Raw genomic sequence first — 12,169 nt, forward strand, 5'->3', positions numbered from 1 at the left:
CCCAACACACCTCGCGAACCGGTTATCACACTCGTGTGGTTAATTGTGCCCCATGGTGCCCGTGTTGCGCCAGTTTCTGGAGTGCTTTCTCAGGATTCGCGTCGGCCTGTCAGATCACCGACGACGGCGTCGTTGAACTCGCTCCAGAGCGGCTTGGCCCACGCGCCGAAGGGGCGATCGGTGAGCACGACGCATGCCGCCTGCAGATCCGGGTCCACCCACAGGAACGTCCCGCTCTGCCCGAAGTGCCCGAAGGTGCGCGACGAATTGTGGTCACCGGTCCAGTGCGGGCTCTTGTGCGAGCGGATCTCGAACCCGAGTCCCCAGTCGTTCGGTCGGTGCTTGCCGTATCCCGGCACGAAGCCGTCGAGTCCGGGGAAGTGCACCGAGTGCGCACGTGAGGCGAGTTCCGCAGACAACAGGCGTGGCGTCAACAGTTCCCGCGCGAACCCGGCCAGGTCGTCGACACAGGATCGTGCACCGTGCCCGGCCGGGCCGGCGAGCGTGGTCGACGACAGGCCCAGCGGTTCGCACACCGCCTGCTCGAGGTACTCGGCGAACGGGATCGCGCTGGCCGACTCGACACTCTCGGCGAGCACCTCGAAGCCGGCACTCGAATAGATCCGCTGGGTACCGGGAGGAGCGGCGACCTCGCGGCTGTCGAATGCCAGTCCGGACGCGTGAGCCAGCAGGTGGGCCACGGTGGACCCGGGTGGCCCGGCCGCATCGTCCAACTCGACCGCACCCTCCTCGACGGCGACGAGAACGGCCTCGGCCACCAGGAGCTTGGTGACCGAGGCCAACTCGAATACCCGTCCCGTGTCACCGAATTGCTCGGTGACACCACTGTCGGTGACGATCGCGGCCGATACGTTGTCGACCGGCCAGCCGGTCAGCACATCAAGGGTGGACACATCGGATCACCCTACCGACACGCGCCGGCGGCGTTCGGTCAGTGATCGTCGTCGGTGTAGCGGATCACGCCACGGATGTTGCGTCCCTCGAGCATGTCCCGGTAGCCCTCGTTGATCTGATCCAGCCGGTACTGACGGGTGATCATGTCCTCGATGTTGAGCTTGCCCATGCGGTACATCGACAGCAGTTGCGGGATGTCGAGTTTCGGGTTGCCCCCGCCGAAGAGCGAGCCCTGCAGGTTCTTCTGGAGCAGGGTCAGCATCGCGAGGTTGAGGGTGACGTCACTCTCCATCATGTTGCCCATGCCGGTGAGCACGCACGTGCCGGCCTTGGCGGTGATGCCCATCCACGTGTCGACGTCCTTGCCGTGCACCTCGCCGACGGTGACGATCACCTTCTGACACATACCGCCCGCGGTGATCTCGGCAATCGTCATCGCCGCCTCCTCGACCGACGCGAAAGCGTGCGTCGCACCGAACTTCATGGCCTGTTCGCGCTTCCACTCGACCGGATCGATCGCGAAGACGTTGCGAGCGCCGGAGATGACCGCGCCCTGGAGCGCCGCGATACCCACCCCGCCGACACCGACGATCGCGACATCCTCACCGGCCTTGACCGCTGCGCTGTGGGTCGACGACCCGTATCCGGTGGGAACACCGCACCCGCACAGGGCGGCAACCTCGAACGGGATGTCCTTGTCGATCTTCACCACGGACGCCTCGTGGACGACCATGTACGGCGCGAAGGTGCCGAGCAATGTCATCGGGTAGACATTCTCACCCTTGCTCGTGTGGATACGGAACGTGTTGTCCGACACCGCTTCACCCTGCAGCAGCATCGCACCGAAGTCGCACAGGTTCGACTGGCCCGCCTTGCAGGAGGGACACTTGCCGCATGACGGGATGAACGACAGCACGACGTGGTCGCCCACCTCGAAGTCGGTGACGCCCTCCCCCACCTGCTCGACGACACCCGCTCCTTCGTGGCCACCGAGGATCGGGAACCCGGCCATGGGGATCCCCCCGGTCATCAGATGATGGTCGGAGTGGCACATGCCCGCCGCTTCCATCCTGATCTTGATCTCGCTGCGCTGCGGATCGCCGATCTCGATCTCTTCGATCTCCCACGGCTTGTTGAGTTCGCGCAGCAGCGCGCCCTTGGTCTTCACTTCACAATCCTCCACTTCTCGATACCGCGTCGCCGGCCGGAGAACGCCCCCCGTGAGACGTACGACGACCTACTGAGACCCTAGTCACTCCGGCGGAAAAATGAAACGTGTTCTAGTCGCGATTCTTCGTGCGGACACCGGTGCGATCCGATCGCACGAACGGACCGCATGCTCCCGGTTCGGGGTGCGTGCGGTCCGTTGGTTCGCCGGACCGGCGCCACGGTCCGGCGGGCACATCAGTTGGCCAGGCCGGCATCCTTGCTGCCGTAGGACGAACGCAGCGTCGGCTTCACGACCTTGCCACCGGCATTGCGCGGCAGCTCGTCGACGATGACGAGATCCTTCGGATGCTTGAAGCGGGCCAGGTTCTCGTTCAGGAACGGCTCGAGTTCGGCCAGCGTGAGGTCGTCGACACCGGCGGCGAGCACGACGACCGCAACCGGCACCTCGCCCCACTTCTCGTGCGCGCGACCGATGATCGCGGCCTCGGCGATCTTGTCATGGCCGAACAGGACGTTCTCGACCTCGGCGCAGTAGATGTTCTCCCCGCCGGAGATGATCATGTCCTTCGCGCGGTCGACGACGTAGATGAACCCTTCGTCGTCCTGGCGGACCAGGTCGCCGGAGTGGAACCAGCCGCCGTGGAAAGCGTCCGCGGTGCCCTGCGGGTTCTGCCAGTAGCCCACCATCATGTTGGGGCCGCGGTAGACGATCTCGCCCACTTCGCCCGGTGCGACGTCGTTCATCTCCGGGTCGACGATGCGGGCGGTCACGGCCGGGACCACCTTGCCGATCGACCCGAGCTTGCGCAGTGCGTCCTTGCCCTCCAGGGCACAGGTGATCGGCGACATCTCCGTCTGGCCGAACACGGCGACGTTGGTCGCGTCCGGGAAGGTCTCGTTCATGGCACGCAGCACCGAGTCCGAGGCCGGCGCGGCGCCCCAGCTGATGACCCGGAGTTTCAGATCACGCGGCTTGGCCTGCTGAGCCGCGCAGACCGCCTGCCACTGGGCAGGAACCAGGAAGATCGAGGTGGTGCCCTCGAGTTCCAGGGTGTCGAGCATCTGATCGGGATCGAACGCGCCGAGCGGGTGGATCACCGACAGCGCGCCCATGTAGAACAGCGGTGTCATCGCGCCGAGTCCGGCGATGTGGAACATCGGCGCCACACAGGCGCCGACGTCGTCCGAGCTCGTCTGCAACGCCTGCAGACAGGTCACCGCCTGTGCCTGCAGGTTGGTGTGGGTCAGCATCGCGCCCTTGGGTTTTCCCGTGGTGCCCGACGTGTACATGATGAGCGCGACGGTCTCTTCCGGAACATCGATCTCCGGCAGATCCGACGAGTCCTCCGCCATCAGCGACTCGTAGGCGAGGTGGGCGTCGTTCTGCGTGTCACCGACGACGATGGTGGCGTCGATCGCACCGGTGGAGGCGGCGACCGCATCGGCCAGGGGGGCGAGCAGCGATTCGGTCACGATGACCTTCGCCCCGCTGTCGCTCACGAGGAACGCGACCTCGGCCGGGGACATCCGGATGTTGACCGGTACCGGGATCGCGCCGATCAGGTTGGCGCCGAGCGTCGCCTCCACGTACTCCGTGCGGTTCAGCATCAGGATCAGGATGCGGTCGCCGAACTTCACCCCACGCCGACTCAGCGCGGCGCCAAAAGCTCGGGTGCGTTCGTCGAGCTCACGCCAGGTGGTGACGTTGCCCATGAACTTCAGCGCGGCTCGGTCCGGTGTCATGAAGGCGTGCCGGCGAACCTGGTTGTTCCAGTGGTTACGACGCGAGCGCAGGGGCTCCGTGGTCAGGTCACTCATCGAGTCGAGGGTGGCGGTCATTGGTGTGCTCCTTCGTTCAGGTGACGCGGCCTGGCCGCGTCTGATGGTCGGTACGTATCGATTTCGGTCGGCCGGCCCCGGGCGGACGGGCCGACGGATCAGCGCTTGCCTCCGGCGAAGGCACTCATCGCCGCCTGGAACTCGGCGGACTGCAGCAACTGGGTCTGGCCGTCGAGCTCGCGGTCCAGTGCGGCCTCGAAGTCACCCATCGTGTGCGCGTCGAGCGCCGCTTTCGTGAGCCGCAGCGCGCTCGACGACGATCGCACGAGCTTGGCCACGGCCTTGTCGACCGTGGCGTCGAGCGCTTCGCGATCTGCCAGCACGTCGTTGATGAGTCCGGCGTCGAACGCCTCGGACGCGGGCAGCTTCTCTCCGAGCAACGCCATCGCGTTGGCCCGCGCCCGGCCGACCGCCGCGGCGACCAGCATCGACGCACCACCGTCGGGCATGAGGCCGATGTTGATGAATGCCAGCAGGAAGTAGGAGCGCTCAGTGGCGTAGACGAGATCCGCCGCGAGAGCCAGGGACGCACCGATACCGGCCGCCGGGCCGTCGACCGAGGCGATCACGGGCACCCGAACGCCGCGAACCGCACGAGCGAGTTCCGAGCCCCCGGATATCACCCCGCGCGCCTGGCTCGGATCGAGTCCACCGCCGGCGTTCTCACCCGCGGTCTTCGCGATGTCGATCACGTCGGCTCCGGTGCTGAAACTTCCCCCCACACCGTCGATCACCACGACCCGGACGTCGTCGCGCTGCGACCACTCGGCGCACGCATCCATGATGGTGCGACTCGCCGCGCCGTTGAGCGCGTTCATGCGGTGCGGCCGGTCGATCTCGATCCGGGCCACGCCTCGTTCGTCCACACCGACCCGGACTTCGTCCACGACGGTCTCGTTGTCACTCACTGCTGCCTCACCTCGCCCGTAGCGCCGGCCGCCCGACTCGGGCCGGCTGACGCTCACACTACTACCACAGTGCGATGTGAATCACGAGAATACCGATTAACTTATCTGTGGCCGGACACCGATCTTCCTGGGCTTTTCTTGTAGCTGACCGAATCGGCCATTGGGAAGACCGACTCCGGCTATGCTCGCTGATCATGCCTTCCCGTTCGTCCTCGCCGGCCACGCCGCAGAGTCGCACACCGCGACGGCGTCCCGTCGACCGGCGCGACGTGATCCTGCGGTCGGCGGCCAAGGCCTTCAGCGAGAACGGCTATCACGCGGTTCGCCTCGACGACATCGCCGACGCCGCGGGCATCTCGGCACCGGCCCTCTACCGTCACTTCCCGAACAAGTACGCGCTGTTCGCCGAGACCGCCCGGTCACTCGCCGACGCGCTGGCCGCCGCAACCGCCGCGGTACCAGCCGACCCCGCCCGCCCCGAGCACGAACTGCGCGGTCTGCTCGCCGCGCTGACCACCGCCGCGGTCGAGAACCGGCGCACCGGCGGCATCTACCACTGGGAGGCCGACTACCTCGAGGACGACGACGCGCATTTTGTGCGCTCGATCCTCGTGGCCCAGCACCGCCGGCTCCGCGCCGCCTTACGCGGGTGTCGACCGGGTCTCGACACGGAGTCGGCCGACCTGATCACCGCCGCGATGACGAGTGTGGTCGCGAGTCCGGCCACGCACCGGACCGCCCTGGCCTCGCGCCAGATAGTCGCCTTGATCACCGACGCCGCGATGTCGTTGATCCGGGCCGACCTGCCCGCCGCGGCGGCGGAGAACACGGAAGCACACCTGGGCGGCCTCTCCCCCACATCGAAACGCGAAGTGCTGCTGGCCGAGTCGATCAGACTGTTCGCCGCGCACGGATTCCGCGAGGTCACGATCGACGACATCGCCCGCGCCGCCGATCTTCCGTCGTCCGGGGTCTATCGGCACTTCGAGAGCAAGGCCGCGATCCTGCAGGCCGCATTCTGGCGTGCCTCCGACCGGGTGACGACGATGATCGGCGACGCGCTGTCGTCGTCGCGAACGCCACGCGAGGCCATCGTCACGCTCGTCACGCGCTATGTGGACATGTGCTGTACGAACAACGACCTGCTGTCGGTATATGCCCGTGAGATCAGCAACGTGGCACCCCGCCAACGCACCGAACTCCGCCGCCAGCAACGGATCAACGTCGAGGAGTGGGCGGGCTGGCTGAGCCGGGACAGACCCGAACTGACCCCTGCACAAGCCCGGTTCCTCGTGCAGGCCGCCCTCAACGTCACGATGGACCTGACGCGGTCGAACCGACTCCCGTCACCCCAGCGCATCACGACTCTGGGCTTGCAGCTACTGCTGGGCGGGCACGGCTCAGACGGTGTCGAGGTCGTCGAGTAGCCACCGGCCATCGCGCTGCACCAGCGTGATCTTCACCCGCGACTGGTATGGAATGCCGTCAGGGAGTTCAGAACTCACCTGCGGCGACGTGACGGTCTGGTCGAGGGTGACCAAGACGACCGCCTTGCCGTCGGCGATGGGCTGCAGCCCCGCCTCCTTCGACTCCGCGCGCGAGGTTCCGCGTGCCGTCGCATTGCCGCGCCGGGCGTCCTGCGACGACGTGATGTAGGTCTTCGCGAACTCCGGCGTGGAGATCTCCCGGATCCGACGATCGAGATCGTCGTAGTTCGCAGGGTCGTAGGTGGCGACGGTCGCGGCATACTCGCGGGCCGTGTCCATCGCCTCTTGCCGCGTGGCCGCCGACGGCCCGGCCGCGTCGACACCGTGTTCGGCCTGCACCCACGGATACGCGAAGAAGCCGGTGGCGACGGCGAGCACGATGACCAGCACCGACAGAACGATCGGCAACGGTCGCAACCGAGATCGGCCCACGGGCGCGACGACCTTGCCCGGAATGCGATCCGCTGGGGTCGCGATCCCTGGTCCGGCCCCCCGGGCGCTGTCATCTCCGGAGCGTTCGGCATCGGGTTCAGCATCGGCCGCCGACGCAACCTCGCCGGTCCGCCGCCACCGGGGGCGTCGTCGAGACTTGAGTTGCGCCTCACCACGCAACCGCTCCCGGTTGGAACGGTTGACGGCCAGGAACTCGTCGCCGTCGAGCGAGGTGACGTCGCCGACCGGACGCGCCGCGACATCCACCGGGTTCTCGATCGGTTCGGAGGTGTTGGCGTCGACCGTCGTCGGCCGCTGGGACTTCACCATGCGACCAATGTAGCCACCCGTACGTCGCATGTGGCCATCGTCACCCGGCTGGGCTATCACATATATGTGATGTGATAGTTTGTCTCGAATGATGGGGGTTACGTCTGTGCAACCGAATTCCACGCGGGTCGGCTGATCCGTGGCGCGATCATCCCGACCGTCTACGGTGACACAGATGAGATCCAGCGCGACACCCTCGGGCGGGCCGACCAGTGCGGAGCGCCCCGCTCGTCTGCGACGCCGCCCCCAGCTCTCCGAAGAAGTCGCCGTCCATCTTCGCGAACAGATCATGACGGCCGCGATCCGACCCGGTGAGTACGTCCGGATGGACGAGACCGCCGAACGTCTCGGCGTGAGTGTGACCCCCGTGCGTGAGGCGCTGCTCACCCTGCGCGGTGAGGGCATGGTCAACCTCGCGCCACATCGGGGCTACATCGTCGCCGAACTCAACCGCACCGACGTCGAGGACCTGTTCTGGCTGCAGGGCGAGATCGCGGTGAAGCTGGCGCTTCGCACCGCGGACGCGATCAGCGCCGAGCAGCTCGCCGACCTCGAATGGCACAACCAGCAGCTGAGCAGCGCGCTCGACTCCGGCGACGGAGAGCAGGTGGCGACCGCCGAGTTCGAGTTCCATCGGGTGCACAATCTGATCGCCTCGGGCGGCAAGCTCGCCTGGTTCCTGTTGAGCGCCACGCGCTACACCCCCTCGCAGCTGTACGCCACCGACCCCGAATGGGGTGTGGTGGCCGTCGATTCGCACGCAAGACTGATCGAGGCGTATCGCACCGGTGATCGCGAGCAGGTGATCGAACAGACCCGCAGGCAGTTCACCGACGGCGCCGCACGACTCACCCGGCACCTGGAGACCACCGGCATCTGGGACGACCAGGACTCCTGACAACCACCGCCGACACCCCGGCACCCTCGCTCGTTCGAGGCACTGGCGCGCGTCGGGTACGCTCGTATGTGAGGCGCCGCCCAGGGCGGGGCTGGTCACCCCCGACGACCAGCCCCGCCCTGGGCGGCGGTCTCGTCTGTAGAGCCGGCAATCCTGGCGCGGTTGTCGCGCACATCGCTGATCGACCGAGAAAAAATCGCCCGCCACCTGAGGTGACGGGCGATTGTCTTGCTCCCCCAACTGGACTCGAACCAGTAACCGTTCGATTAACAGTCGAATGCTCTGCCAATTGAGCTATGGGGGAATGCTCTCGAACCGAGTGCTGACTTTAGCGCATGGACGCACCGGAGAACAAAACGCCTGTACGCGCGTTCTCCGGTGCGTCCGCTGACACCCCCAGGTCAGTGACCGGCGACCACCTCGGCCTCGTCGACCGTCCGCGGTGTGCGGGCACCCGGCAGGAACCAGTAGGCCAGGCACACGATGCCGAAGAACGCATAGCCGAGCGCGACCTCCGGGTTCGCCGCCCAACTCACCTCCGGAGCGTGGATCAGGCCGATGAACGAGAGCACCGCTCCGACACCCGACGCGATCGCCGCGTAATGGAACTTCTTGTCGAGGATGAAGGTCACCATCGCGCCGAGCACCAGACCGACCAGCACCGCACCCTCGCCCAGGGTCTGCAGGCCTTCGTAGACGACCCCGGCGTTGTTCAGCGCGTCATTCCCCACATCGCCCGCGCTGGTGCCCGCCGCACTGAGCGCGTTGTCGATCATTCCCGACCCCCATTGCGCGAGGTTGGGCAGGATCGCCGCCACGACCGCGACGGCATGCAGTCGTGGCACGGCCTGGAACGCCTGGGCGCCGATCAACAGTCCGATGTACAGCAGGATCGGGACGATCGCGGGTACCGGCAGCAGCGCCTCGAGAACCCCGAACAGGCCGGCGAAACACAGGATGCCGATGACGACGCCGCTGGCCAGCGAGTAGCTGGATCGGCCGCCCGCGTCCTTCCAGCCCGGATGACCGATGTAGACGGCCGGCGGGAACGGGGAACCGAACGCGGCACCGATACAGGCACCCGCACCGTCGGCGAGCAGCACGCTGCGCAGGTTGTAGTTGTCGCCGGCCGCGGCGGCGCTCTCCACGTTGCTCATCGCCTCGGTGAAGTTGTAGACGCCGAGCGGGATCGCGGTTCCCAGCAGGGGTGCGAGGTCACCGAGACCGGAGAAGAGCATGTCGAAACGCTGATCCGGGATACCGACCGCGATATCGGACACTGCCTGGCTCAGGTCGGGCGCGGACATGAACCCGCCGATCCAGCCGATCGCGGTGCCGACCAGGAGTGCCGCGAGCCCGACCGGGATGTTGCCCGGCAGACGCACGTCGGTGAAGAAGCCGATCAGGATGATCGCCAGCACCGGCAGGCCGATCCACGCGACCTCCCACATCTGTGCGGCCGGCCGCATGGAGATGAAGGTGATCGAGATGCCTGCGAGAGTGCCCAGCATCGCGGCACGCGGGGTCAGTTTGCGGACGTAGGGACCGACGAACGCGCCGATCATGACGATCACACCGATCATGAACGCCCAGGCGAGACCCGCTTCCCAGGCCGCCATGGCGTCATTGGTCTGCAGGTAGATCGGCAGCATCACGACGAACACCACGATGAACATGTGCGGGACGCTCGGCCCGTACGGCAGCGCGGTGACGTCGTCGCGCCCCTCGCGTTTGGACAGTCGCCGCGCCAGGAAGGTGTAGTAGAGGTTGCCCAGGATCAGCGCGACGCCGAGGGCGGGCAGCACGGTCCCCAGCACGTCGTCGGCGGGGACCTTCACCACGCCGATCATCAGTCCGGTCAGAGTGAGGACGTTGACGAGGATGTTGAATCCGAGACCGAAGAAGGCGTTGGTGTCGCCTCGGGTCCACCAGGCGACGGCGGGCGGGGGTGGTGACGACGAGGGGTCGGCGGGTGGCGCGGGCTCGGTGGTGGTACTCATCTGATCGGGTTCCTCTCGGCGACAGGTGAAGTGACGGACTTTCAGGACACTGCGGTCGTCGGCGACGTTGCCGAGTGGTCGGTGAGGGCGGCGACGAGTTCGCCGCTGGGTGCGGTCCAGCCGAAGATGCCGCCCTGGGCGGCGATCATCTCGAGGCCGACGCGTTGGAACTCCGGGAAATACGATCCGACACAATCGGAGACGACGACGCATTCGAAGCCGCGATCATTGGCCTCCCGAGTGGTCGTGTGCACACACACCTCGGTGGTCACCCCGGTGACGAGCAGCTGGGTGATGCCGTGCTCGGCGAGCACCGCGGCGAGGTCGGTCGCGTAGAAGGCGCCCTTGCCGGGTTTGTCGATCACCACTTCCCCGTCGATCGGGGTCAGCTCGTCGATGATGTCGTGCCCGTACTCGCCGCGGATGAGGATGCGGCCGAACGCGCCGGGATCACCGATCCGCTTGGAGGGCATGCCGCGGTTGAGCTTGGCGGGTGGGCAGTCCGAGAGGTCCGGAAGGTGTCCCTCGCGGGTGTGGATCACCAGCATTCCGGCCGCCCGGGCGGCGTCGAGCAGCCCCACCAACGGGTCCACGACCCGTTGGAGCTGTGCGACGTCGTTGCCGAGCGTCTCGCCGAAACCACCGGGCAACAGGAAGTCCCGCTGCATGTCGATGATGACGAGTGCGGTGTGGGCCAGATCGAGATCGAGGGGGGCGGGTTGGGCAGCAATGGTCACGGTGTCGGCCACGTCGCGAGCCTTTCTGTGGTGAGGTCGGGATTCTGGGCGGCCGCCGATGCGCGCGGCTCGTCGAGGAGGGCCGCCGCGAGTTGCAGCACCGTGTCGTCGGACAGTGCGTTGCCCAGCAGCATGGCGCTGTGCGGGCGGCCATCGGCGGTGTGTCCTTGCGGGACGGCGACGCCGAGCAGGTCGAGCAGATTTCCGAAATGCGTGTAGTGCCCGAGCATGGTGTTGGCCTCGATGGGGTGGCTGAGCACCTCGTCGACGGTGAACGTCCGGCCGATCGTCGGCACCACGAGGACATCCATCTCCCGCCATAGCCGACCGACCTCGGCGCGCAATTCCTGCAACGCCTGCAGAGCTGCGAAGGCATCGACCGCCGAATACTTCTCGCCGCTGCGCAGGATGTCGCGAACCACCGGATGAATCGATTCGGGACGCCCGGCGAGGAAGTCGCCGAACACGACGAGCCGCTCGGCCACCCACGGTCCGGCGTAGAGCAATTCCCCGGCTGCCAGGAACGGCTCCAGCGACACCTCCACGACCTCGATATCGATCGGGAATCCGTGGTGGTCCAGCCGGTTGCGGAATGCGAGGTGGGCGGCCCGCATCGCGTCGTCGCCGAAGAACTCCAGCTCGGTCACCGGTGGCACACCCACGCGGATCGCGGCGCCGCCGAAGTCGGCGCCGGGCGAGCGAGACCACGGGTCATCGTCGTCGCGCCCGACCATGACCTCCATCACCCGGTCGACGTCGTCGATGCAGCCGGCCATCATGGTGATGCAGTCCAGGGACTTGCATGCCGGAACGAGACCGACGGTGCTGATCAGGCCGCGGGACGGCTTGTATCCGACGACGCCGTTGAGCGCCGCGGGCACACGCCCGGAACCCGCGGTGTCGGTCGCCACCGCGAACGGCACCTGTCCCAGAGCGACCGCCACCGCCGACCCCGAACTCGACCCGCCCGAGATCATCTCGCCGCCGTAGACACTCCGCGGGATCGTGTACGGCGTCCGGGTGCCGTTGAGCCCGGTGGCGAACTGATCCAGGTTGGTCTTCCCGACGTAGAGCGCTCCCGCATCGAGCAGACGCCGCACCACCGGCGCCGTCCGCTCCGCCACGTAAGCGAAATCCGGGCACGAGAGAGTCGTCGGGACGCCGGCCACATCGATGCTGTCCTTCACGCCGAACGGAACCCCGTACAGCGGGAGCCCGCGGGCGCCGGGCCGCCGTTCGAGTTCCGCGGCGGCACCGATCAGCTCGTCCCGCGGCACCGTGGACAGCCAGGTTCCGTCATCTCCGCGTGCCTCGATGGCGTCGGAGACCATCCGCGCGGTTCGGGTGGGCGATCCGCTCCCGCTGACGTGGTCGGCGAGTATCTCGGCGACCGAGGGGCCGAGCGAGGGCCCGGCATCCGGCCCGAATGCAATGTCCATACCGTCGATTGTCG

Annotated in this window: 10 protein-coding genes and 1 tRNA gene; 2 read left to right on the forward strand and 9 right to left on the reverse strand. The window is 67.0% G+C overall.

The window, feature by feature from the left end; all coding sequences use genetic code 11:
- Positions 1-89 precede the first annotated feature (89 nt).
- The 4 genes from ACVT6V_RS22025 to ACVT6V_RS22040 form a co-directional block, all read right to left on the reverse strand.
- Positions 90-914, reverse strand: a complete 825-nt coding sequence (locus tag ACVT6V_RS22025; protein WP_489896230.1) for a serine hydrolase domain-containing protein — start codon at positions 912-914, stop codon at positions 90-92.
- 38 nt (positions 915-952) lie between these two features.
- Positions 953-2,083 (reverse strand): NDMA-dependent alcohol dehydrogenase, encoded by a 1,131-nt coding sequence (locus ACVT6V_RS22030; RefSeq protein ID WP_489896231.1) that lies wholly within the window; start codon positions 2,081-2,083, stop codon positions 953-955.
- A 236-nt stretch (positions 2,084-2,319) separates the two neighbouring features.
- Positions 2,320-3,924 carry a fatty-acid--CoA ligase FadD5 gene (fadD5, locus tag ACVT6V_RS22035; RefSeq protein WP_489896232.1) on the reverse strand — a complete coding sequence of 535 codons (1,605 nt, stop codon included), beginning with the start codon at positions 3,922-3,924 and terminating at the stop codon, positions 2,320-2,322.
- Positions 3,925-4,022: 98 nt separating this feature from the next.
- Positions 4,023-4,832, reverse strand: coding sequence for an enoyl-CoA hydratase-related protein (locus ACVT6V_RS22040; protein ID WP_489896233.1), 810 nt, complete (start codon positions 4,830-4,832; stop codon positions 4,023-4,025).
- A gap of 194 nt (positions 4,833-5,026) precedes the next feature.
- On the opposite strand from ACVT6V_RS22040, the gene ACVT6V_RS22045 reads away from it, so the two are divergent.
- Positions 5,027-6,259 carry a TetR/AcrR family transcriptional regulator gene (locus ACVT6V_RS22045; protein WP_489896234.1) on the forward strand — a complete coding sequence of 411 codons (1,233 nt, stop codon included), beginning with the start codon at positions 5,027-5,029 and terminating at the stop codon, positions 6,257-6,259.
- Here the strand turns inward: ACVT6V_RS22045 and ACVT6V_RS22050 are convergent.
- Positions 6,233-7,081: a hypothetical protein gene (locus ACVT6V_RS22050; RefSeq protein ID WP_489896235.1), complete on the reverse strand. Its 849-nt coding sequence runs from the start codon at positions 7,079-7,081 to the stop codon at positions 6,233-6,235. The genes ACVT6V_RS22045 and ACVT6V_RS22050 overlap by 27 nt on opposite strands.
- A gap of 175 nt (positions 7,082-7,256) precedes the next feature.
- On the opposite strand from ACVT6V_RS22050, the gene ACVT6V_RS22055 reads away from it, so the two are divergent.
- Positions 7,257-7,979 (forward strand): GntR family transcriptional regulator, encoded by a 723-nt coding sequence (locus ACVT6V_RS22055; RefSeq protein ID WP_489896236.1) that lies wholly within the window; start codon positions 7,257-7,259, stop codon positions 7,977-7,979.
- Positions 7,980-8,210: 231 nt separating this feature from the next.
- On the opposite strand, the gene ACVT6V_RS22060 is transcribed toward ACVT6V_RS22055, so the two are convergent.
- From ACVT6V_RS22060 to ACVT6V_RS22075, 4 genes are all read right to left on the reverse strand, one after another.
- Positions 8,211-8,283: transfer RNA gene (locus ACVT6V_RS22060), tRNA-Asn, on the reverse strand.
- 97 nt (positions 8,284-8,380) lie between these two features.
- Complete coding sequence (locus tag ACVT6V_RS22065; RefSeq protein WP_489896237.1) at positions 8,381-9,979, reverse strand: SulP family inorganic anion transporter; 1,599 nt, start codon at positions 9,977-9,979, stop codon at positions 8,381-8,383.
- A 41-nt stretch (positions 9,980-10,020) separates the two neighbouring features.
- The gene (locus tag ACVT6V_RS22070; protein WP_489896238.1) at positions 10,021-10,728 is read right to left on the reverse strand and encodes a cysteine hydrolase family protein; all 708 of its coding nucleotides are present in this window, start codon (positions 10,726-10,728) and stop codon (positions 10,021-10,023) included.
- Positions 10,713-12,155, reverse strand: a complete 1,443-nt coding sequence (locus tag ACVT6V_RS22075; protein ID WP_489896239.1) for an allophanate hydrolase — start codon at positions 12,153-12,155, stop codon at positions 10,713-10,715. Before ACVT6V_RS22075 ends, ACVT6V_RS22070 begins: the two co-directional genes overlap by 16 nt.
- Positions 12,156-12,169: the final 14 nt, after the last annotated feature.

The organism is Gordonia sp. LMA167, assembly GCF_058130025.1.

Bases quoted from the DNA above. Each gene is read 5' to 3' on its own strand.
- ACVT6V_RS22065 (WP_489896237.1), bottom strand. From the start codon at position 9,979: ATGAGTACCACCACCGAGCCCGCGCCACCCGCCGACCCCTCGTCGTCA.
- ACVT6V_RS22045 (WP_489896234.1), top strand. From the start codon at position 5,027: ATGCCTTCCCGTTCGTCCTCGCCGGCCACGCCGCAGAGTCGCACACCG.
- ACVT6V_RS22055 (WP_489896236.1), top strand. From the start codon at position 7,257: ATGAGATCCAGCGCGACACCCTCGGGCGGGCCGACCAGTGCGGAGCGC.
- ACVT6V_RS22050 (WP_489896235.1), bottom strand. From the start codon at position 7,081: ATGGTGAAGTCCCAGCGGCCGACGACGGTCGACGCCAACACCTCCGAA.
- ACVT6V_RS22075 (WP_489896239.1), bottom strand. From the start codon at position 12,155: ATGGACATTGCATTCGGGCCGGATGCCGGGCCCTCGCTCGGCCCCTCG.
- fadD5 (WP_489896232.1), bottom strand. From the start codon at position 3,924: ATGACCGCCACCCTCGACTCGATGAGTGACCTGACCACGGAGCCCCTG.